The organism is Nitrososphaerota archaeon, from assembly GCA_011605775.1.
GTDB lineage: Archaea > Thermoproteota > Nitrososphaeria > Nitrososphaerales > JAAOZN01 > JAAOZN01.
On the sequence record JAAOZN010000100.1, the window covers coordinates 1 to 21,611 of the forward strand.

Genomic DNA, 21,611 nt, shown 5'->3' on the forward strand with positions numbered 1-21,611 from the left:
TCCTCAGCCTTATCCTTAGAGACCCTCTTTATGAGGTCGAAGAATAGGCCCCTTACCGCGAAGCCGGAGTAGCTCTGAAACTCGATGGGCTCGTCTGAGTAGATGGTGAAGGTGTAGCGCTCTACAGGCATATGTTCACATCTTCTATGCGTAGCGGTGTGATAAACTTTTCACCAGTTAAACTCGCCTACATCTTTTGCTACCTTCTAGTAGAGGATGCGCTGACCAAAGAGGAGAAAGTCCTCCTCAACTCTATTCTAAATGAACTCAAAAGTAAAATCGAAAAGAGTCCTCTCATAGTAGATGATGTGGTGAGAGAGTTCCAGGATGAGGTTCGCCATAGACTATTTGCTCATATAATCTCAAGCAAAGACGAAGATATAGTTGCAAAAAGATCTTACTATTTAACCTTGGTATCGCTAGTATGCGTAGATTACATCTCAGCGTGTAAAAGAAGGGGTAAGGAGACAAGATTCGGTGAAGTGATGGAAGAATTCTACAAACTATATTTTTCTGCAGTTAAAGGAGTGGTCTGATCCACCTTCTAGGAATAACCTTACCTGATTTTAGCTCCACGAGCTGCCTATCGGCGAGCTCGCTGATGAAGGGTTCGCTCCAGCCGAATGCGTCTAGGAGCAGATACTTCTGCTTCCCTTCAGCGCCGAGCATCCTCAGCTTCTCTAGGTAGCTTGCTTCTATCTGGAGTGGTGGTGCTGGTAGTATGACCACATCTTGGAATGATTCGTGTATGTAGTAGATCCCTCTGACCCCGTGTAGGAGCGCGGCTATCACGGCGAATGTTGTCTCGGGTTTGAAGCCCCCTGTGGCATTCAGATACACCCTATCGCCACGCTTACCCACGGTCTTGGCTATCGTATCCATCAGCGAAGCTAAGGCGTCTTCGAAGAAGTCGTAGCCCAGCCCAAAGCCCCTAACCACGATCGGCTCCCTCACCCTATAACCCCTAGACTCAAGGTGCGCCTCCAACACCCTAGCGCAGAAGAGCCCGGTACCGGTGTCTGTGGCGAGTAGAGCGACCTCCCTCTCAGCAGCACCAGCGAGGCTCTCAAACCTGTAGAACGCGTTGAGCTCAGCGCTAGCCCTCCTAGGGTCGCTGTCAACAAATCTGAGTACGGTATCGAAGACCCTCTCACCCCTCCTAGCCCAAGATATAAACTTCTGCTGCTCAGGGGAGTCCGGTGGAAGCCTATACCAACCATCAGAGCCACTAAACTCCTTCCCAACATCACTCCTACCGAAATTCTGAAGAATAGAAACACCAACAGTAAACAGGTGGAGCTCGCTAACCATAGAAAAACATACTACAGTTGAAGGTAGATAAACGTTTACAACAAATCAGGGGATAACATAACACCTCTAGATAAGTGAGAGTATCGTGCTAATAACCTTGGGCTTGTTACTTAATTCTGAAAAAGACAACATTTTGAGATCAGCATCGGAGGATACGGACGAGCGTAAACATTCCCTACCTATCACCAGCGTTTTACACCTAAGACCCATTTCTTTCAAAATAATGTTCTCCACTTCCTTAAAATTATCAATCTTCTCCTTATCCAAAGTTTCGGATAAAGTAGATTCGCATCGAATCACCGTATCTTTGGTTATTGGAATAAGCGCATCAAGCTCGTAGACCTTGTTAATGGTTTTAGATTCAATTTTGAGATTTGGGATAACATTTAGATCAGCTTCAACGAGCTTTCTGAAACTATAAATTTCAACAAACAGCCCCTCCATTATTAACTTACAGAAAAGAGAAGCTAGCTTTTCCATATGGGCGTCGTCTAACTTGGTTAAACAACTAAACAACAGCTCAAATGCTTCCTTCGCTCTTTTAAGATCTTCCTCGCTACAATTTCCCATGCGGTTGATTAGATAGTTTATTGTTTCTTCAAATTTAGCATTCCTTTTTTCCTCCGAAAAATACTTAGGAAGATCGGGAAAAAGATCTTCACAACGATCTTTTACCTTCCTTTGAAAATAATTGTGAATAGTCAAAAAAGGAGACAGTGGAGGCAGAGATATTAGATAAATTAAATAGGTTACTATCATAGTAAAGGGCGTAACTAGATCTTGTTTTTGAGATCTTTCCCTTTCCAAGTTTTTCAGCGATAATAATCTCATCATCCACTACACGAGTAAAAATATCAAGGAGTTTAGCTGCGTTTAAAATAGATAGATGATAACAATATTTTGAAAGAAAATCGTGATTTGCCATAAGGTTATTTTCCTTTTTAGCAATAATTTTCTCCTTTAGCTCGTTGTTGTTAAAAAATAACCTCTTATCAAAATTGTTGAGGGACTCTTCGCATAGCTTTTCTAACAACCTTGGGTATAATTCGCCTGTTAAGGTGTAGTAAGATGCCTCATACAATTCCTAGCCACGCTAGGAACTGCTTGAGGCCCATTTTGTTTCCGAATTTGAATGGGTTTGCTAAACCTTTACCATCTCTGTCTTTACTTAACTCTATGAGATAGAATTCGGCTTCTACCATCGTCAGATCGCCCATACCGGTGCTTTTTCTTGCGCCTATTTGTAGCCCGAGCTTCTCAACATAGTTTAGTATTGAGCCGAGTAGGATGGAGTCCGTTTTGCAGGGCTCGATGTTGTCTGCAACGAATCTAAGTGTTATGTTGCTGTCCACCGAAGCTGCTTCTAAGAAGTAGAGTTGATCTTCCTTAGCTGTGCCGCTTCTTCTATCTATCCCAACACCCGGCTTAATATGTAGTGTAAATGGGGTTATCGTGTCTATGAACCTCAATTTGCCAGCGATCGTCGTGTTGCCGAAGAGTCTGGTTATTGGACAGTAGAGGGCTAATATCTTTCCTAATGCTTCTTCAGCATCCTTCTTCAGCCCTTCTTCTTGCTCCTTCCCTTCCTCATCTTCTTTAACTATTTTTTCGATCTCGTCCTGCGTGTAGTCGAGTTGTAAGAATAGTTTTGTGATATCAGAGTTCGTGAGCCCAAAGAAGTCGCCTTCACCTCTTAACGCTTTGACGAACTTCTTATGATCTTCATCTTTTATCTTATATGTGATGCCTTTATCGTTCTCTATGTAGCCATCGACAGCTATCTTCTCAAGCCCTTGAAGGGGGAGTTTTTTCGCTACCTTCTCGCCTATCTGTCTAAATGCCCCCTTCCAGGTAGAGGCAGGTATTATGATCCTCCCGTCGCTGGTTTTGAGGATCTCTCTTCTAACACCCCACCCACCGATACCGATATGCAGCGTTGCTTCCGGCTTAAACAGTATACGCCCTACTAGTTTTGTTGTGAGGGGGTTGAGGTGCGTCATTTGACGACCTCCTGTGCTACTCTCAACATGTTTACTCCAGTGATGGTGTAACCGAGTTCTTCTATTGTGCCGTGGTAGGCTAATGCTGCGAGCCCGATCGCTGCATCTTTTCTACTCTTCGCATCGATTCTAGCCGATACCACGCTTCCCTGCGCCTTCGCATAATAATCTGGTCTAGGTGCGTCTTTAAGGATATTCCAGCCACCCTTCACCCTAACCGTTTTACCGTATACTTTCTCTATGTTAAGTGTGCAATCAGCTATGTTGAAACCGAGCTGCGCAGCAATATTCGCCAGATCTAGCCTCTTCGGATAGGGTTGCGGGTCGATCCCGCCTTGCAGAGTAGGAGAGATTGCCACCATGACTACTATGTCCCCTTTGATGCAGTTAGAATATTCTTCAGCTTTCTCCCCTAAGCTTATTTCGCGTTGAACCTCTATTTCAGCGAAACCGAATCCTCTTGACGACCCCCTACCAACCCTAACCTCAAACCGACCATCTACACTATATTCGTCTGGTAGCGTTAGGGTTGCCCAGTATGTTTGCGGTGGAAGTATGACATCATATGAGTAAAGCATTCCTTTAACCGCTACACCCCTCGACTTGTCAATAGCGACCGAAATATGCCTTGTAGCGACCTTTTTTACTTGAGGTATGGGTTTTGGGTGCAATGCTTTAAGCGCCCTATGCCCCATCGCACATTCAGAGGGTATGCTAAGAGGCGCATCTTCGTAAATCTTCTTGACGAACTCTTCTTCTCGGTTGATTATGTATTTAGATACTTTACATTCCCAGATAAATGGTGTCGCTGGTCTACTCCTCCTACCTTCTGCGTCGATCGGATATGCTGGTGAAGCGATTAACCTGGGTCTAACATCCTCTTCTCTTAGCTTCTCTTCTCCTATTTTCCCCTGTAGATAGAGTGCTGTGAGGATGGCGCCGCGTAGAGTGGTGGGTGGTATATAATTGAGTGTACCTATGTAGCCGGATGCGCTTCTCCTCTCAGGCAATATCGTTGGGCTTCTAAGAGTGATCTTAACTTCAACTACTCTAACCATAGCCACCTCCTCAGCTCATCCAAAAGAGAAGCCCACCTAGAGTCTACTTCGCTTCTAAACCTATCCGCCCCTTCTAGCTTTACATCGATCAGCGAGCCGCGGCCAAACCTCCCAAGCCTCAGCTCAGCCAAAGCTAATAGGAGTAGAGGGTGCAACCTCTCCAGAAACTTTATCGAGCCCGTAAATTCTACCGAAGGCTCGAGCGCCTCTCTCGTATATAGAGCCATTTCCGCGACCGTCTGGCTTCTATCGTCTATCCTCGTCTGTGTCAGAAGTAGCGGAGAACCTTTAATGGGCTGCGAGGGTAGGAGGTCGCTGAAGTATATTTTCGGCTTTTTCCCATCAACCGCTCCGAAAAGCTTACAAACGTCGCAAAGCGTGTCTCCTCTCTCTAACCTTTCAGGCTTTATCTCGCCACAAGAGGTAAAGCCGTATGTGGCTGCGATTCGAGAGGCGGCGGAGCGTAAAGCACCCTTAAAGCTGCTAGCTGGAATATAGTAAGACCACTCTGAGTCACTCTCTGTTGCTGGCATCTTTACGAAGGGTATGTCTACGCCCATCGCTGAAGGGTGGCTCCAACCTACCGTTAAGAGGCCAACAGGTCTCACTTTTACTATGATCTCTTTCAGATAACACCGCCCCCAAGAATCTTTATCGCTCTTTCTACATCGGAGCTGGGGAAACCTGCTCCGCAATCTTTTGCATTAAACCATGCATTGAATAGCTTCAACAATGTTCTATAGCTTTCTCTCTCCTCTTTTGATGGGCCTTTTACACGCATACGTTGCGTAAATATCAGGCTGACCTTAACCTTACTACTCTTACCAAAACCTCCGCTGATCTTAATGGAGTTCCTTACTGCCTCCTTACTCTGCTTCAGCTTCTTCTTAATTTCTTCGCTGTCTTCTCCGCTTAACCTCGATGCTTTAAAAGCTTGTATATATGCATTGGTTAATTCACCGCCTACCCCTAGCGTCTCTAAAACTTCGTCGATGGAGACCCATTTCGTCTGGTGATCTTTTAGTATTGTGAGTGGCTGTGCTGTCAAACCAAGCTTCTTAAGGTCTTCATACCGCCCCTTCGCCGTCGCACCAGATAGAATACCTCCCTCGACCACATCGAAGCATATTGCGCCCCCGCTGCTCTTCACTCTACCAATCTTCTTCGCTTCATCCAAAAGCTGTGAGGAGGCGTCTATCAGAGCCCAGATGTCGTGCTCAGGTGGCGCTGCTACGAGACCAACGCTTAAGCTACATTCACCACCCATCTTCTCATTAAAGGCTCTAGCTATGTCAACAGCCAGCGGGAGGGCAACCCAGCTCGGACATATTATGAGCGCGTCATCACCACCCATATAGAGAAGACCTAGCTTCAACGCGGCTATCGTCTGCTTCGCAGTAACCCCATCCACACCGCTTACCGCTTTAAGGATTCTCGAGGTGGCGTCTTCGAAGGCTTCTTTCAAAGCTAAGTCGACTCGCGCGCTCCTTTCCACAGCATCTGCGATAGAAATCGATTTCGCGAAGAATACGCCCATAAGGTTACCATCGACCTTTATCAAAGCTATGTTCCTCTTTCTCTCACGCCCCTCTATCTCCTCCCTACTATGTCCAGCGATAAAATACATGATGTCATACTGCCTCTTGATTAGCTCATCATAAGCTATGTTAAAGCACTCCTCTGGCTTAACCTGTGAGCCCCCGACTGTAAACTCGCTCTGCCATCTTTTCCCAAAGTGCATCTCGCTGCCAAGCTCATAGAGTTTAGAGCAGAGCTCGCAGAACTTCTCACCAAACTCTGTCTGCTTTACTGCTGGCTCGCTGTAGCACTTTTGGCATAGCTCCCGTGCCCCAGATCTTTGTAGAAGACGCCTAGCCGATTCTCTGAGTGGTTGAGATGTTATCTTTTTAAGAGCCATTTCAGAATACAGCCGGCCGTAGGTTTTGTAGTAGCTTGTGCTGAGCGGTGTGTGAGCGAAGTAGAGGTCGAAGTAACCTTCGAAGCGTCTCCTAATGGCGTCCCATTTTTGCTCAAGCTGATCTGCCAGCTTGGTTGGGGCTACAAATAATACGACGCCTCCTAGGTTGTAGAGGAAGGATTCAAACGGCAACCAAACTTTAGGCTCCCTCTCTAGCTCCAGTTGGAGTAGAAGTGGTATGTAGGCTACAGTAGCGTAATCGACGAGTAAACTTGAGGCTGCGACGCAACGTAGCTCTCTCGTCCGCATAATGAAGTCTTGAATCCCACCTATATCAATGTAACAGAGGCTAACATCGCGGACAACATTCTCCTCATCACGTTCCTCCGCTATGATCTCCTTGAACTCTTTTTTATCTGACAACTCTCTCAGCTTATTGATGAAAACTTCACATAGTATTTTAAATCGCTCCGCATCCTCTCCGATTTTTCTCCAGAATTCCCAGCTGCGAGCTCCAACTCCATAGGCATTTTTAGGATCTAGAGAGAACTGTGCCGCAAGTTCATTAATTCTGTCTCCGACTAACTTTTTCGCAATGTTTGTTATTCTATCTATGGCTGAAGCAAAGTGGTCTGCTTTTACTAGAAGATCTAGCGGCGGTACCTTTTCATCACGGTGGTGCTCTTTAACGTATTTGATAATCTTATTCCGATGGTTTTCCTGAAGAGGTAATTGTTTCGTTAACTCTTCGGCGATATGAGAGGAAACCTCGTAGTGCTCTTTATAGTTGAAAGGCTTTCCTACGTCGTGTAGCAGCGCTGCGATTCTTAAAACCGCGGCTTCTTCTCTTTCCAACCTTCTGTTGACCGACTCACACCAAGTGATGGATGAGGTTAGGAGTAGGTGCGGTATAAGGCTTGAAATGTTTAACCCAGGTCTTGTGTCGCTTGGTAAAAATAACCAACTCTTCCTAACCGCTTTGTTTAGCTCGCCGTCAAATATTTCAAATATTTCTTTTCCTTCCTTTTCCTTACAAAACTCGTCAAATGCTTTAATAGAATTTTCAGCATAGGTGTAGAGGTCGCTGATCCACTCTTCTACTGAGATTCGGGGTGCGGTCATCCATCTGCTGATCATATAGAGTTTTAGTGGGCTGTATGTTATGGTTGGGAGTGGCTCTTCTATTAGAGGTAGTTTGAAGTATAGTGAGATCATGTCAGCTAGGAGTTCGAGGCGTTTGACGGGTTCGACCGCAACCAATTGAATATACTTGGATACCTTTTCTAAGAAGGTTTTTAGCCCCTCGATCGCTTTACGCCAACTCTCTACATCCTTGTCTTTAACCTCGTAGAGAGTCATAAACCTATTGTCTATGTAGAATGGTACCGCAGACGCTTTGTAGATCGGGTAACCGGGTGAGGTGAAAGGTACGTTAAGCGAGGCTGCTCACCTCATCCACCACTCTAAATTCGGCCCCAGACTTTCTTAGTGTGGAAGTCGTTAGGCTTTGGATTAGAGGTGTTAATTCGTTTTCACCCTCGAAGCTTCTTAAGTCGAAGCCAGCGATATTCCTAGAATACTTTGATAGTTTAAGCGATTTGACAACATACGACACCCTACCCATCGGCAGCGAACCCACCCGCCCTCTATACCTCAGCCTACCTAAGAGGAGAGCCCTCCCCCTAACACTGTCTTTTAACCCCATGCCTAAGAGGAGGAGCCCGAGTTCCTCCTCTAATAGGTTGGTGAAGTGTATCTGACCCTCAAACTCTGAGCCGGGTGGTGCTGCCAGTATCCTTATGCCGTCTACTTTAATCTCCTTTAACTCCACATCTTTTCCGACGAAGTCTTCAAAGCTTATGAGGCTAGATAGGCCTGCTGTGCCAAAGAGGTCACAGAGTAAACAGACTTTATCCGCTTCGGTTAGGTCGCAGGCATCGCCTCTATCTTCATTCAACACGTCGCTCCAGATCTTTTTATGGCGCCAGAATATTCCAGCAGGGGGTAGTCTAGATGTTCTGATGTAGCAAGTCCTAACTCTTCCGTTGACCGCCCTAAAGCTCAGCTCAAGCCTAGCCCTGATGTTGCCTTTGACCGATGAGGCAGGTATGGTGGGCAAACCCTTAACTCTAGCGAAATCACCAACCTCCAAGCCAAGTTTTTGTGCGAGTATGTCTACAAGTTTTGAGAAAGCTGCCTCTCTCGGAAACTCTCTAATCGGCTCAAAGAGAGATTTCCCCGAACCTATGTGTAAGTAAGATTCGGTTGTGGGGGTTTTACAGGAAACTATCGCAACTTTTAAGCTGCCTGAGAGGTCGCTGAGTTTGCTGCGATCCCTCGGGGAGCTTCTCACAACTTCAACCCTATAGCTTGGCAGCTTCCCACACCTCTTCCAGCTTCTTTAGTAGGGTTTGGCAGCCACCCCCTTCCGCTACTAGCCAGCCGTCTTCCAATCTAGCTAAACCGCCTACTTCTATTGGTTGATCAACACCTTCTTCAAGAGAAGGTAGCTTTAGCTCCTTGCTACCGCTATCTCTATTCATTATCTTCAGCTTCTCTATTCTTACTTTGCCGAAACCTCTGGATTTGAAGCCGCCTATCTTCGCCTCGCCCTCATTTATCCTCCTTATCGTTGCTGCAAGCATACCCAACACATAGTTTGGTAGGTTTCTTGCGTACAGCTTAAAGCTAAATACAGCACCGAGTTCGATGTATTCGACTGTGTAGAGTGCGCCCTTGTAAACCGACCCTGTCTTCCTATCAATAGATATGCCAGTCCTCGTACCGATGGTGTATGGTTGGATAGGGTAGGCGTCCGAGAAGCTCACCCTTCCGGCATAGTATGGTGCCCCAAAAACCTTACATAACAAACACGCTTTTTCAAAGAAACTTTTCATAGCTTCTTCAGCACGCCCCTCTCTTAGCATCTTTTCTATAAAAACACCTAAATCATCTCTATCTACGCATGTTGATCTTGCTAACCCATCACAGGGTTTTATTTTCGAATCTTTAATAGAGAGGAGTAAACCAGCATTAGTTCTAAACACACCTTTTAGGCTTGAGCCCGGTATGTAAGGTTTGACTTCGCCTTGATGCCTTATTCTAATTAAAGCTAAGTCGACTGTCGCTTCAGCGCCTATCCGCAGAGGCGCCTCGTTTACCAGTTCCCCTTCTATTACTGTCTCGCGGAGTAAAACTCTGCCTGAGGTCCAGAATCTCATCAAATGTTACCCGACCCCTCTTCCTTTAACACACTTTCCTCAACTACATATTTTACCCACTTTGCTTCTTTGAGTTGAATTTGACCAAATCCTACACTCTTCCTAGCGCCGAAGCTAATTAATCTGAGTTTCAGGGCTCTTATTGTTTCTGTTAACAATAGTGAGCGTTCATCGCCTCCTCCAGGAAATTGTATATTGATGATGTCCATTTTAAAAGACCATTCGTAACCCGGTTCGATGAACTCCTCAGTATAAAGTATAGCTGGTCTTGCAGCCTGGAATTCTCGATCTATGCCGACGCAGGTCTTGATGTTTGTGGTAACTTTACTTGTTGGGTAAGCGTCGAAAACTCTGATGTGACTAGCTATTTTGGTGCTGCCGAAGGTGCCGCAGACGACGCAAAAATCCCCTTCTTCTGCCTCTTTCTCGATCTTATCTTGATCCCAAGGGTCATGCAACTCTGGATACTTTAATCTAGCGAGTTGTTCAAAGTAGTTCCTCAATACTCCTTTTATTGTAGATCCTGGTATGTAAGGTATTTCTTTGCCGCCCCTTCTAATCCTCAAGAATGTGTTGTCTACTGTTGCTAGTGGTGGCTCTCTACCCATGCCTACTCTAAGAGGCGCTAAATTAACGAGGGTACCACTCACCCTGATTAGGCTTCTGAGTCTATCGAAATCTCTAACATCATCTAGGTAACCAGCTTTCACTAACATCACCGTTTGGAGAGTAAAAGATCAAAATATTCTCCGAAGTTGTTTACAGCTTGATGTATACGTATATCATCTAGGCTTTCTCTCACCCATTTGGCTAACCCGAGAAGTTTCCTTGCCTCTTCTTTCCCCCCATTTCTTGAATAAATCTCTTTAATCGCTTCTATAATCGCTTGAGCTGTCCTATTACCTCTCCTTAACCTGTTAGCTTGCCTTTTAGTATATGCTGCGCATATCAGTAAACTGTTTCTTCTGTCTGGTGAGTTTTCAAGCGAGGCGATTATCTGCTCCAATTGGGATGTAGTGACACCTTCGACTTTTGCTAAAGAACCGATTTTTACAGCAAGATCTAATATCGTCTTTTCAAAATCGCTGGTTGATTCCAACTCCACGCGCCTATTACATTTAGTTTTTGAGTTAAATATAAGTATTTTGAGGAACCAAAATAATGTGGTTAGGTATGGTCGATGTTGTTGTTTCTGTTTGGGGTGATCCTTCCCGCTGGAAGCCTGTTGAGGGTTACTGTGTTGAGTTGCCTGGTGGCGGCTCCTTCACAGCTTCTAGGACTTATAGGTGTAGTTTGGGTGCTTTGATGGAGGCTTTTAGCGGCTCTAGGGTTTTGTTGTTCGCCTCTTCTACGCTCGGCGACCCGTCGGTTGGGCGCTATAGTAGTTTAGTCGATTCTGTTTGTGGTCTTGTTGAGTTTTATCTGCGTGGTGGCGAGTACTGTTCTGATGCCTCTAGGGTTGGTGTGGTCGTTCTGCCAGGTGTGGGTAGGTTTGAGCGTGGTGTGGTTAGGTCGTTTTTGGGTGGTTTGGGTCAGTTTAGGGTGGCTGCCTTCCTGAAGGCGCTCGACTTCTTCACCGAGTTTAGGCCTGAGAGGGTCGTCTTGGATCTGACGCACGGCTTGAACTACATGCCTACCTATGTGAGGCTTTCGGTCTTCGACGCCTTAACCTGCTACTCCGCCCTCGCTAAGACTGAGGTTAAGCTGCTCGTCTATAACTCAGAGCCCTTCCCAGAGGGCGCTGAGGAAGCTAGTGGGCTTAACATTATGCTCGTAGAGGATTATATATTTAAGCCCGCTTGGGCTTTGGGTAGGCTTTACGACCTCCTAGCCTCAGCGTTCACCACAGGGTTTAAGCCTACGCCGATAAGGTCTGTGTTCGGTAGGAGGCCACCATCTTATTCTGAGGGTGGGTGGCGTAGCCTCTATAGGTGTGTGGAGAGGCTCGTTAAAGCAGCTTCTTGGGGGCTCATCATACCTTTGGCTGAGTCTCTTGAGGAGCTTTCCTCTCTTGATCTCGAATCGCTTAAGCGTGAGCTCGAGCGCTTCTCCTACCTCCGCGACTGCGAGGATCTGGTTGAGGTGAGTGAGCGCAGACTACGCTACCTCTTCAGCCCAGTTTATGAAGCCGCTCTTCTGCTCGGTTTCGCCGAGGCTCTTAGGTCTCTTGATCTTAAGGTTAGGCGTGTGGATGGCGGGTTTAGTGGTAGTGAGTTGAGGGCGTTGGGTGATGCGCTGCTTCAGAAGACACCTCTCGAGCTCTTTAAGTACGAGTGGAGCCAGATTGCGGATAGGGTGAGGCTGCTTAGACACTTGGGTTTTGATGTTGGTTGCTGGAGGCGCCTCAAAGCTTACACCGAGGTGGGGAACTTGAGGTTCAGGGGTATTTCTTTGCTCGAGTATATGCGTAAAGCTGAAAGCTTCGATGTGGGGAAGATTTTGAGTGAGTTGGGGGGTGAAGTTGATAGGGCTTTGGCTGAGGGTGAGAGGGTAGCTGACATCGAGGGTAGGAACTTTATAGCGCACGCTGGGCTTGAGAGAAACATCACGCTAGTCTCGGCTAGAGGCGATGACATCTTTGTTAAGTATGATGAGGGTCTGAGGGATAGAGTTGACAAGGTTATGCAGGGTCTTAGCTAACTGAGTTTGCGCAAGCTCTTAGTTTTGGGTGAGAATCGGGTAAACACTGTTCGGCTTCCTTTGTACGCGATTTACCTGTTTACCACCAACGTCTGGAGCAATGGTGCGTTCTTCCCGATCAATCGCACATTCACAAGCCTAGCTATGCTCAAAGTGGGATCTGAATGTTTTACTGTGCGGTAAAGCGGTAAAACCCTAATCTACGTTTCTGTTTCATTGTGGGAGGTGTTTAGGGTTTTACAAGGGGGGTTGTAAATTTGCTGGGGTGGTAAACGTTTTTACTGGCCACTTCATGATCGACGTTTTTGATTTTTTACCTGATGTGGTAAATAGCGGTAAAATCGTTAATGTCACTTCTGTTTCACGGCTAGCGCTGTTTGAGGTTTTACAAGGGTGGTGGTAAATTTACTGGGGCGGGGTAAAGCGCTTTACTAACCACTTCATGGTAAAGTGTTTTACCGCTTTTACCTGGGTTTGTGGTAAAGTGGTAACTTCAAGTGGTCAGTGAATGGTGGTAAAAACTGTGGTAAAAGCTAGATTTACGTTGGCTATTAATAAGTTCAAGATCTAAGCGACTAAAAATAGGCTAAGGGACGTGGGTAAGCGCTATGTGGCGTTTTAAAAGGTGGTAGCCACACCTAAAGCGCGCAACCCCAAAGAGTGAGCCCCTCAATCTCCACAGGGACATTCGGGTGTTGACGGATTACTTCTTTTAATTCTCTGTTTTAGAGGTAAGCCCCAAAGACTTTCGATTTCTATGTGAGATTCTGTTAAAAACAGACGAGAGCGAACAGCTGCTATTAACGTGGGTTATTGTGGGGTGCCTTTCAATTCTCTATATGAGATTCAATGAGTGAAGCCTATATGAGATTCAAATTGGGGATATCAGCACGATCCTACAGCTACAATGGAGCCTTTCAATTCTCTATGTGAGATTCTAAATGCTACCTCGGACCCTACAGATACAGGTATGTTGAGAGATTCAACCCCCTGCTTTCAATTCTCTATGTGAGATTCATAAACTTGTTAGAATGTTTAGAAGAGATTAAGAGGTGTCACTTTCAATTCTCTATGTGAGATTCAGCTACGATTACCCTATCAGCAAGGTTAGGGTGGTCTTCTTTCAATTCTCTATGTGAGATTCGTCCAACTAGGGGTTGCAGACCCCTCAGGGTCTAGCTGACTTTCAATTCTCTATGTGAGATTCTCGAAGACGGCAAAAGATACTACACCTTCTCAAAAATCATACTTTCAATTCTCTATGTGAGATTCTACTCCTAGCTGCTGCGCTAAGTAGATTATGATTGCTGCTGCTTTCAATTCTCTATGTGAGATTCGTGTGAGCATTTCAAATATCGCCGTGAGGAGACAGAGATCTTTCAATTCTCTATGTGAGATTCTGCAGAGGGGGGCTGATAGGGTTGAGAGGGAGGATGTCTTTCAATTCTCTATGTGAGATTCCCTAGGTGTGGCTTCCTCGCCCCCAAAAACAGCCCGTAACTTTCAATTCTCTATGTGAGATTCAATGAGCGGAGGAAAAGTAAAAGTCATTTGCTATCTCGCCTTTCAATTCTCTATGTGAGATTCGGCGAGTGGGGGAAGTAGCACGCCCCCTCAACGACAGAAGCTTTCAATTCTCTATGTGAGATTCTAGGTGTTGTTCCTACCACCATCGCGATCGCTCTAGGCTTTCTTTCAATTCTCTATGTGAGATTCAAGGATGACGTAGCTAGATCCTGGGGGGTTGGTGCATCGAGACTTTCAATTCTCTATGTGAGATTCTGGTGCGACCGCAAGAATCCGCTTACACGCTTGAACTTTCAATTCTCTATGTGAGATTCTTCAGCCTAGCGAACACATATGGAACGCCTGGAAAGTCGCCTTTCAATTCTCTATGTGAGATTCAGGAAGACGGCAACCTAGCAACCATCTTAACAGAATTAACTTTCAATTCTCTATGTGAGATTCCTGCTGTCATTCTTTCACTGAGCCAGCGATTGTGCGGCGTCTTTCAATTCTCTATGTGAGATTCTCTAGGCGAAGTGTTGAGAAACTTAACTTGCCCGCTAAACTTTCAATTCTCTATGTGAGATTCCTCAAGCACTATGGGTCTGGTAGCAGCTCCCTTCAGCTCCACTTTCAATTCTCTATGTGAGATTCTGAGGCGTTCGCTACAGCTGCACTTTTCTTTCTCAGTTCTTTCAATTCTCTATGTGAGATTCTGTAACAACCGTATGCTACAAATGGTGTGCCGATACTTCTTTCAATTCTCTATGTGAGATTCCTGCTGTGGTTAGCCAGCTGCTGTCATCTACGTCTTTGCCTGCTTTCAATTCTCTATGTGAGATTCCGAGGCGAGGAGCTTAAGGCTTACCGTGAAGAGTGGTTAGCTTTCAATTCTCTATGTGAGATTCTAAAGAAGATAAGCGGCTGTATGTGGTTGCTTCACCTGACTTTCAATTCTCTATGTGAGATTCCTTTAGTTAGGAGTTCTGTGCCGAAGGTTGAGAGATATAGTCTTTCAATTCTCTATGTGAGATTCTGCCAAGAGTTTTTTTGCCGCTCATTTCTCACTCACCTTACTTTCAATTCTCTATGTGAGATTCCAAGAATGTTCCACGCATCTTCAGAGTGAGGTGTTTCATCTTTCAATTCTCTATGTGAGATTCCTTCGCCTCGTTTGAGGCGGGGCTGTACTGGCGTTACCTCTTTCAATTCTCTATGTGAGATTCCCCTACGCTCCCCCTCAAGCGTGCTTATGCTGGTAAACCTGCTTTCAATTCTCTATGTGAGATTCGCTCCTAAAGATTGAAGGGGTGACGGGAATCGGTGTTCCTTTCAATTCTCTATGTGAGATTCTTCAAGCATGAATTCCTCCCCGCACCCCACCTTACCAACTTTCAATTCTCTATGTGAGATTCTCTATGTGATATTCTCTATGTGAGATTCTAGTAAGAGGGAGCCTGGGTTTCTGCCAAGCGAACTAAGCTTTCAATTCTCTATGTGAGATTCAGGATGCGGTCCTTCTCATAGATGATCTAAAAGAGGATTTAACCTTTCAATTCTCTATGTGAGATTCTCAACCCCTCCCACTTAGCCTTATACTCAATCTGTTTTTCTTTCAATTCTCTATGTGAGATTCGATTTGCCCGCTTCTTTCTAAAGGTGGTGAAGATTGCTTTCAATTCTCTATGTGAGATTCAGCAGCGGCAAACATAGCTCAAAAGGTGAATAAGAGCAACGCTTTCAATTCTCTATGTGAGATTCCTAACTCTTTAATGTCATTCAGCATTAGCTTCATTTCTTTCAATTCTCTATGTGAGATTCAGAAAGCAAAAAATGTCGGAGACAAGCAAAAACAACCAAAAACTTTCAATTCTCTATGTGAGATTCCGGTAGATTGTACACCACCCCTAGGCGCAGCCATAGGTTTCTTTCAATTCTCTATGTGAGATTCAAAGGAAAGGAAATACAGCTAAAAGTAGTTGAAATAGATGACTTTCAATTCTCTATGTGAGATTCAAGTCAAAGTCATTTGTTACTTAGCCGATGCATATAGGTGCTTTCAATTCTCTATGTGAGATTCGTCTCTAACGTATTTCTCTAGGGTTTGCATTACGTTGCCGTCTTTCAATTCTCTATGTGAGATTCAAATGAGCGTATCCCCCAAAATAATTGACATTTGGTCAACTACTTTCAATTCTCTATGTGAGATTCAGCGAAGCTGAAGAAATACAATACGCTCCAAAAGACTGGACTTTCAATTCTCTATGTGAGATTCTGTCTGTGAGCAGCCATTTTATCTGCTCATACTGCGTTTGCTTTCAATTCTCTATGTGAGATTCCAAAGCTAGGGTTAATCTCCAAGTCGGAACGCTGGTCAGCTTTCAATTCTCTATGTGAGATTCATCACCCGCCAACCCCGCGGGTGTAAAGAGCGGGCAGGGGCTTTCAATTCTCTATGTGAGATTCATATATGACATATGGAATCTATAGTTGTTTGGTTTAAATATATCTTTCAATTCTCTATGTGAGATTCTTGTCTCTGCTGATGTTACCAGTGACTTTACCTACTTCTTTCAATTCTCTATGTGAGATTCTAGATGAAGACGGCGTGGTCATAAAGCTCAGCAGACCAAACTTTCAATTCTCTATGTGAGATTCTTGGATTTCAACGTCTCCGAAGCCCTGCACATCAATCTTTCAATTCTCTATGTGAGATTCTGCCGGGTTCACACAGCCTCTGCGCAGAAGTTGTAGCTCCTTTCAATTCTCTATGTGAGATTCCGACGATTATGGGTGTGTTTATGGTTGGTGCGCAATTTATCTTTCAATTCTCTATGTGAGATTCAGCTCCTCTATGCTCATCACTTCCACCTTATTCTACCAACTTTCAATTCTCTATGTGAGATTCTATAAAGTTAAAGTAAGCCCTATTTAAGTGTAAAATAAGTTCTTTCAATTCTCTATGTGAGATTCCGACCCTTTTCCTCGCCCCTTTTATTGGTTTAAGGGGTGATTTAAGCCTTTCTAAACGGGGATGCACCGCTACCCCCCAACTTGCATCAAGATATATAAAGGGGTAGCGCCTCCTAAACTTCAACATTACCTTCTTCTTTAACAGGCCCCTCCATATTGCGGTCAATAAGCTTTGTATTGTCATTAAGGCCTTCTTCCGTGTGGGTACTCGTTTATCCCCGCGTAGTTGGTTGTGGAAACGGTTCGATGTACTCAGATGTGTAGGGGGTGAGGTTGGTCTGTGTAGGGTTTGTTAGAGCCTTCTGCAGATTTTTTGGTATCCGCAGCCCTTGCACTCCTTCAACCTTCTCGTTGCTGGCATCTTCTCCTCTGAGATTATCTTTCTGATCTTGGAAATTGTCCACTTCACGTGCTTTCTGAGCTCGTCTGTCAGGTTTACTTCGAATGTCCTACCGCCTTTCAGGTGGTGTATTATGATGCTTCTGACGGGCTGTTTGAGCGCCTCCTCAGCCAACAAGGCGTATGCTACGGTCTGGTAGAGGTAGCCTGGTAGCAGCCTCTTGGCTCCAGTGTTCTTGATTTCGACAACCTTCAGCCCGCTCTCCGTCTTCACAACTAAGTCGACCACACCTATCAAGCCGAGCGCCTCTGATCTGAGCGCTAGCTTCTGCCACCTCTCCAAAACCCTCTCACCTCTCTTCGCTAGAAGCGTATGCCTCCTCTTCTCCCTCTCCTCTTCACCCTCCTCAGCCTCCCTACCCTCGCTCATCAAAGCGGTTTCCCTCTCCCTGAACCCCAAGACGCCCATGAAGTAGATGATTCTGGGGCAGTAGTGGTAGACTTCGATCCACTTCACAGGTATGAGGTCTAACTCATCCTCAGACAAGCATATCGCTCTCCTCACCCTTAAACGGCTTGCCCAACTCAACCCTCAGCGACATATCCGGCTCACACACAACATAAACCTGAATGTTATCCTCAGTGCCCTCAACCATCTTACTTAAAACTGAGATGAGCTCCCTCCTTAAGGAGCTCGGGATCCTACCTGAGAAGGCGCTCCTCTGCACCCTAACCAAACCGAACCTCTTGCACGCTTGGGCAACTCTAGCCCTCAAATCATCGTCGCTTATATCGTAGATGACGAGCGTAAACATACCCGACTACAAGACGAAGGGTGTGTATTCACACCTACCCATAATGTGCTCAGCGACCCTCCTGGCTTGAAGAAGCATGTGCTCAGATATCGCTAGGCTCCTGTTCAGAAACGTGACGCTCGTGTTGAGCCTCTCGGCGAAAGCCCTGTAGAGCATCATCCTAGCCTCCCTCTTCAACCTCCCAGCCTCTACTACGCCATCGAGCTTCCTCTCGAAGGCGAGCCTGAAGACAACCCTATCCACAACCTGCTGCCTAAACTCCTCCATAAGATCCATGACGAGCGCCGGCCTCCTAGGGCTGTCGGCGTGTAGGAAGCCAGCATATGGGTCGAGCCCACAAGCCTCGACGTCAACGAGGCATTCACCAGCAAGCACACTATAGAGGTAGTTGAGGGATATGTTAACCGGGTCTGATGGGTTCTCGAACCTCTTCCTCCTACCCGGAAATTCGATGACCTTCGAAAGAGCCTGCTTCACACCATCCCAGTAGATCTTAGCGGCCTCGGCCTCCAACCTGACCAACTCCTCCCTACCGCCGTTATCAAGCCCAACCTCCCTAACCCTCCTAACCACATCCCTAACCAGCCTGCATGCTTCGTGTAGATGCTTCGCTAGAGGCTGGTCGCTCACCTCCCTATTCCTAGCCATAGAGTATAGGAGGCTAGTTTGGTTCAGCATCTTACCTTCAGCAAACAGCTTAGCCAACATAAAGCCTGTTTCGCCGCTCTGCGCCTCATACTGCCTCTTCCTGAGTGCTACGCTACCAGCTGTTAAGCCTCTGCAGACGGATAAGGGTAGTCCTAATGGGGAGTAGAAGACGATTGGGACGTTATGCTTTGAAAGGAGTCTGACTAAGGCTGAGGAGAAGGATGCGCCCCTAGTTAAGACGACCACCATATCAACCTTAGCGACAGGCACCTCAAGCCTCTTCTCACGCCTCTTACTCACGGTTATCACACCACCTCTAGTGCCTAAGAATAGGCCAGGCTCGTTCACAACAAGCCTCAAACCCCGCCACCTTCACACACAGCATAGTAGGGGCAGAAGCTCGGGCATCTACTGGGCTTACCAGGGTCTCTGCCTGAGGTGATGATCTGATACGCTTCATCCCTTACCTCTAGAAACTCCCTCCTAACCTCATCACCGACGATGAGAGGTTTGATTGTGAACGATGGAACCCTCTTCTCAAGCTTAACATATATGATGAAGCCGAAGTCCACGGGTATGCCCTCCTCGCTTTCAAGAGCCAAAGCGTAGCCAGCGAGAGTCAGGGGGTGAAAGCTCCTAACCTCACCAGTCTTCACATCAGCTATAGCGTTGTAGGGTGTGTAGATGTCGACACTCAGCTCACCAGATAAGCCTACAAGAGAGCCATCAACCTTCCTCTCGCTAACAGGGGGTACAGCGGCGTTCACAACCGAATCGGGCTCGGCGTGAGGATACTTCGATAGCGTGCGATCCAGCGCCGCAGCACCCTGGATCACCAGAAACTCGTAGAGGTTCGAGCAGCCAGACGCAACAAGCCTCCTATCCTCCTCACCAAGCCTACTGCCTAACGCTGCTTCAGCCCTCTCCACAGCGTCGAAGCCAATAGACTCAGACCTAGGTAGCAGAGAAGCCAACAGACCCTTGCCGCCGCTCGAAAGATCCTCGTAAATAAACCTCTTAATGTCGAATAGAGCAGCCTTCATAACCTCGTGAAAAGCAATACCCCTAGCCATCTTAAAGCTAGGCGGAGGCTTAACCCCCAAGATCCTCCTCAAGTAGATGTCCCGAAGGGTCTCACAGTATCTGCTCGCGAGCTCACCGACACCAAACCTCAGAGAGGTGGAGAGGGGCTTGATCGGAGGCGCCTCGTAGCTCCAACCCCTAAGCTCATTTGAAGTAGGCCTTTCAACGAGCTCCTGCCTTAGAACCCTGAACCTCTTATCCATATCAGCCCTATCTAAGAAGAGCATCACACATACAACCACGCAACAGAATAAATATCTTCCCCTAGAGGATCCTCATTCCCCAGGAAATATTTAAGTAATAATTAATTAAAACTGAATCCGATAAGATTTGGGTACGTTAACGATTTCCTTAGACGATGAAGTCGAGAAAAAGCTAAGGGAAGTCGCTCTGCGACTTCATGGTGCAAGAAAAGGTTCTCTGTCGAATGTAATAGAAAGCGCCCTGAAGAACTATTTTAACCTATTAGATAAAGCGGTTGGCAGCGGTGAGGTTTCATTCAAGGCGTTTAAAGGCGATGCTTTAGTAGCGGAAGCCCATACGTTGGATGAGCTTGCTGAGGTTCTTAAGAAGAAGGGGGTTGAGCCGAGAGGGCTTAGAATCGTCTCCTCGAAACCTATTGACTCTTCTGCCCGAGCTGGTTACAGAATTATTAAAGCGTAGCTCTTGCAGGAAGGTTGTCTATGGCTTCATATTTTCTAAACTTGACCCCTTTTGTGGAGATTGTGATAAGAAACCCGATTATGGATAAGACCTTCCCGGTAGGCGGTAGGGTAGCAGCCGTAGTCGACACAGGGTTTGAAGGCTTCCTACTTGTACCAGAGGATGTCTTCGAGAAACTCTCCTTAAATCAGCTGGCGGTAGATAGAAGGGTGCTGATTCTTCCAGACGGTCGGCGTGCTTACTCAACCGGAACATATTGTGAAGTAGTTATCCCAGATCTTAGTGTAAGGTTGGATGGTTTCGTCGAGACCCTAAAGGGTGTGCAAGAAGTGGTGATAGGGGCTGATCTGTTACAAAACTTGAAGCTGACTTTGAACTACTGTTTCAGAATGGTGGAGGTAGAAGCCTGCCGATGAAGAAAGCCTCTGTTTGCCCCCTTTAGAAGTTCTCCTAGTGTAGGGTCTTGCAGCAAGCGGTTTAGTAGGCACCGCTTATTAGGGGTGGGGGCGTATGCTCTGGGGATGGTGGGATATTGGGTGGCTGGTTCATAGCGCCAGGCCCGGCGAGTAGGGAGCTGGGTGAGGAGGTTGCGAGAAGGCTTGGGTTAGCGGTGCTCGACTTGGAGCTTACTGTCTTCCCGGATGGTGAATCTAAGATCAGGGTTAAGGGTGATGTTCAGCGGGCTTCGGTGGTTGTGATACAGTCAACTTATCCTCCTGTGGATAGGAATCTTATGCAGCTTCTTTTCATCGCTCATAAGCTGAGCGAGTTGGGTGCTGAGGTGTATGCGTTCGTCCCCTACCTTGCTTACGCTAGGCAGGATAAGGAGTTTCTGAAGGGTGAGGTGGTCAGTATAGGGGTTGTAGCTAGGCTTATGCGCTCAGCTGGTATAAAGAGGCTCGATACCGTAGATATACATAGCGTGAACGCGTTAGCGTACTTCGCCTTCCCAGCGCACAGCATATCAGCCGTGCCTCTTCTCGCTGAGTACATCAAATCAAATTATAGGTTGAGGGATCCGATAGCAGTTTCACCAGATGCTGGAGGTGCGGCTAGGGCTGAAGCATTCGCCAACCTGATGGGCGCTGAACACATTGTGCTCAAGAAGAGCAGAAATCGGGTTACAGGGGAAGTTAGCGTAGAGGAAGCTGAGTTGAGCGTGGAGGGGAGGGATGCCGTGCTCGTGGATGACATCATAAGTACGGGTGGGAGCATAGAGAAAGCGGCAACCCTACTCTACAAGAAGGGCGCGAGGAAGGTCTACGCAGCCTGCACACACCCACTACTAGTAGGCGACGCGTTAGATCGGCTTGTTAAAGCTGGTGTCGAAGTCATAGGAACAAACACCGTGCCGAGCAGTGTGTCGAAGGTAGATATAGCGCCCCTATGCGCCTCACACCTCTCAACAATATGCACGTAGGCAAGAGGTAGCTGAT

Annotated in this window: 20 protein-coding genes and 1 CRISPR repeat array; of the genes, 5 read left to right on the forward strand and 15 right to left on the reverse strand. The window is 46.5% G+C overall.

The window, feature by feature from the left end; genetic code table 11:
* The first annotated feature begins 146 nt into the window (after positions 1-146).
* Positions 147-536, forward strand: a complete 390-nt coding sequence (locus HA494_09080) for a hypothetical protein (GenBank protein NHV97917.1) — start codon at positions 147-149, stop codon at positions 534-536.
* Here HA494_09080 and HA494_09085 read toward each other — a convergent pair.
* From HA494_09085 to HA494_09135, 11 genes are all read right to left on the reverse strand, one after another.
* Complete coding sequence (locus tag HA494_09085; GenBank protein NHV97918.1) at positions 520-1,311, reverse strand: putative CRISPR-associated protein; 792 nt, start codon at positions 1,309-1,311, stop codon at positions 520-522. The two genes, HA494_09080 and HA494_09085, sit on opposite strands and share 17 nt — an antisense overlap.
* Before the next feature lie 66 nt (positions 1,312-1,377).
* Positions 1,378-1,791 carry a hypothetical protein gene (locus HA494_09090; GenBank protein NHV97919.1) on the reverse strand — a complete coding sequence of 138 codons (414 nt, stop codon included), beginning with the start codon at positions 1,789-1,791 and terminating at the stop codon, positions 1,378-1,380.
* A 178-nt stretch (positions 1,792-1,969) separates the two neighbouring features.
* Positions 1,970-2,392, reverse strand: coding sequence for a hypothetical protein (locus tag HA494_09095; protein NHV97920.1), 423 nt, complete (start codon positions 2,390-2,392; stop codon positions 1,970-1,972).
* Positions 2,385-3,311 carry a hypothetical protein gene (locus HA494_09100; GenBank protein NHV97921.1) on the reverse strand — a complete coding sequence of 309 codons (927 nt, stop codon included), beginning with the start codon at positions 3,309-3,311 and terminating at the stop codon, positions 2,385-2,387. The genes HA494_09095 and HA494_09100 overlap by 8 nt, the downstream gene beginning before the upstream one ends.
* On the reverse strand, positions 3,308-4,369 hold the full coding sequence (locus HA494_09105; GenBank protein NHV97922.1) for a hypothetical protein: 1,062 nt from the start codon (positions 4,367-4,369) through the stop codon (positions 3,308-3,310). Before HA494_09105 ends, HA494_09100 begins: the two co-directional genes overlap by 4 nt.
* Positions 4,357-4,977 (reverse strand): hypothetical protein, encoded by a 621-nt coding sequence (locus HA494_09110; GenBank protein ID NHV97923.1) that lies wholly within the window; start codon positions 4,975-4,977, stop codon positions 4,357-4,359. The genes HA494_09105 and HA494_09110 overlap by 13 nt, the downstream gene beginning before the upstream one ends.
* Before the next feature lie 17 nt (positions 4,978-4,994).
* Positions 4,995-7,646 (reverse strand): HD domain-containing protein, encoded by a 2,652-nt coding sequence (locus tag HA494_09115; GenBank protein ID NHV97924.1) that lies wholly within the window; start codon positions 7,644-7,646, stop codon positions 4,995-4,997.
* Positions 7,647-7,719: 73 nt separating this feature from the next.
* Complete coding sequence (locus HA494_09120) at positions 7,720-8,640, reverse strand: hypothetical protein (GenBank protein NHV97925.1); 921 nt, start codon at positions 8,638-8,640, stop codon at positions 7,720-7,722.
* A gap of 10 nt (positions 8,641-8,650) precedes the next feature.
* The gene (locus tag HA494_09125) at positions 8,651-9,508 is read right to left on the reverse strand and encodes a CRISPR-associated RAMP protein (protein NHV97926.1); all 858 of its coding nucleotides are present in this window, start codon (positions 9,506-9,508) and stop codon (positions 8,651-8,653) included.
* A complete protein-coding gene (locus HA494_09130) occupies positions 9,508-10,218 on the reverse strand; it encodes a CRISPR-associated protein Csm3 (protein ID NHV97927.1) in 711 nt (236 codons plus the stop codon). Before HA494_09130 ends, HA494_09125 begins: the two co-directional genes overlap by 1 nt.
* A gap of 5 nt (positions 10,219-10,223) precedes the next feature.
* Positions 10,224-10,607: a hypothetical protein gene (locus HA494_09135; protein NHV97928.1), complete on the reverse strand. Its 384-nt coding sequence runs from the start codon at positions 10,605-10,607 to the stop codon at positions 10,224-10,226.
* Between the two features lie 62 nt (positions 10,608-10,669).
* Here HA494_09135 and HA494_09140 point away from each other — a divergent pair, with 62 nt between their 5' ends.
* Entirely contained in the window at positions 10,670-12,148 is a 1,479-nt protein-coding gene (locus HA494_09140) for a CRISPR-associated DxTHG motif protein (protein NHV97929.1), read from the forward strand.
* A 744-nt stretch (positions 12,149-12,892) separates the two neighbouring features.
* A CRISPR array of direct repeats spans positions 12,893-16,627; the repeat unit is 24 nt; unit sequence CTTTCAATTCTCTATGTGAGATTC.
* A 292-nt stretch (positions 16,628-16,919) separates the two neighbouring features.
* On the opposite strand, the gene cas4 is transcribed toward HA494_09140, so the two are convergent.
* From cas4 to cas4a, 4 genes are read right to left on the reverse strand one after another with little or no spacing between them, the layout of a single operon-like run.
* Positions 16,920-17,513 (reverse strand): CRISPR-associated protein Cas4, encoded by a 594-nt coding sequence (gene cas4, locus HA494_09145; GenBank protein ID NHV97930.1) that lies wholly within the window; start codon positions 17,511-17,513, stop codon positions 16,920-16,922.
* Positions 17,506-17,781 (reverse strand): CRISPR-associated endonuclease Cas2, encoded by a 276-nt coding sequence (cas2, locus tag HA494_09150; protein ID NHV97931.1) that lies wholly within the window; start codon positions 17,779-17,781, stop codon positions 17,506-17,508. The genes cas4 and cas2 overlap by 8 nt, the downstream gene beginning before the upstream one ends.
* 6 nt (positions 17,782-17,787) lie before the next feature.
* Positions 17,788-18,789, reverse strand: a complete 1,002-nt coding sequence (cas1, locus tag HA494_09155) for a CRISPR-associated endonuclease Cas1 (protein ID NHV97932.1) — start codon at positions 18,787-18,789, stop codon at positions 17,788-17,790.
* Positions 18,786-19,739, reverse strand: coding sequence for a type I-A CRISPR-associated protein Cas4/Csa1 (cas4a, locus tag HA494_09160; protein NHV97933.1), 954 nt, complete (start codon positions 19,737-19,739; stop codon positions 18,786-18,788). The genes cas1 and cas4a overlap by 4 nt, the downstream gene beginning before the upstream one ends.
* A gap of 103 nt (positions 19,740-19,842) precedes the next feature.
* On the opposite strand from cas4a, the gene HA494_09165 reads away from it, so the two are divergent.
* The 3 genes from HA494_09165 to HA494_09175 all read left to right on the forward strand — a co-directional run bounded on the left by HA494_09165 (position 19,843) and on the right by HA494_09175 (position 21,595).
* A complete protein-coding gene (locus tag HA494_09165) occupies positions 19,843-20,175 on the forward strand; it encodes a hypothetical protein (protein NHV97934.1) in 333 nt (110 codons plus the stop codon).
* Between the two features lie 20 nt (positions 20,176-20,195).
* The gene (locus tag HA494_09170) at positions 20,196-20,591 is read left to right on the forward strand and encodes a clan AA aspartic protease (GenBank protein ID NHV97935.1); all 396 of its coding nucleotides are present in this window, start codon (positions 20,196-20,198) and stop codon (positions 20,589-20,591) included.
* A gap of 116 nt (positions 20,592-20,707) precedes the next feature.
* On the forward strand, positions 20,708-21,595 hold the full coding sequence (locus HA494_09175; GenBank protein ID NHV97936.1) for a ribose-phosphate pyrophosphokinase: 888 nt from the start codon (positions 20,708-20,710) through the stop codon (positions 21,593-21,595).
* Positions 21,596-21,611: the final 16 nt, after the last annotated feature.

What these genes read in the sequence shown, in the direction of transcription:
- HA494_09080 (NHV97917.1), top strand. Translation starts at nt 147, where the DNA reads ATGCGTAGCGGTGTGATAAACTTTTCACCAGTTAAACTCGCCTACATC.
- HA494_09085 (NHV97918.1), bottom strand. Translation starts at nt 1,311, where the DNA reads ATGGTTAGCGAGCTCCACCTGTTTACTGTTGGTGTTTCTATTCTTCAG.
- HA494_09090 (NHV97919.1), bottom strand. Translation starts at nt 1,791, where the DNA reads ATGGAAAAGCTAGCTTCTCTTTTCTGTAAGTTAATAATGGAGGGGCTG.
- HA494_09100 (NHV97921.1), bottom strand. Translation starts at nt 3,311, where the DNA reads ATGACGCACCTCAACCCCCTCACAACAAAACTAGTAGGGCGTATACTG.
- HA494_09105 (NHV97922.1), bottom strand. Translation starts at nt 4,369, where the DNA reads ATGGTTAGAGTAGTTGAAGTTAAGATCACTCTTAGAAGCCCAACGATA.
- HA494_09115 (NHV97924.1), bottom strand. Translation starts at nt 7,646, where the DNA reads ATGACTCTCTACGAGGTTAAAGACAAGGATGTAGAGAGTTGGCGTAAA.
- HA494_09125 (NHV97926.1), bottom strand. Translation starts at nt 9,508, where the DNA reads ATGAGATTCTGGACCTCAGGCAGAGTTTTACTCCGCGAGACAGTAATA.
- HA494_09140 (NHV97929.1), top strand. Translation starts at nt 10,670, where the DNA reads ATGTGGTTAGGTATGGTCGATGTTGTTGTTTCTGTTTGGGGTGATCCT.
- cas2 (NHV97931.1), bottom strand. Translation starts at nt 17,781, where the DNA reads ATGTTTACGCTCGTCATCTACGATATAAGCGACGATGATTTGAGGGCT.
- cas4a (NHV97933.1), bottom strand. Translation starts at nt 19,739, where the DNA reads ATGCTCTTCTTAGATAGGGCTGATATGGATAAGAGGTTCAGGGTTCTA.
- HA494_09170 (NHV97935.1), top strand. Translation starts at nt 20,196, where the DNA reads ATGGCTTCATATTTTCTAAACTTGACCCCTTTTGTGGAGATTGTGATA.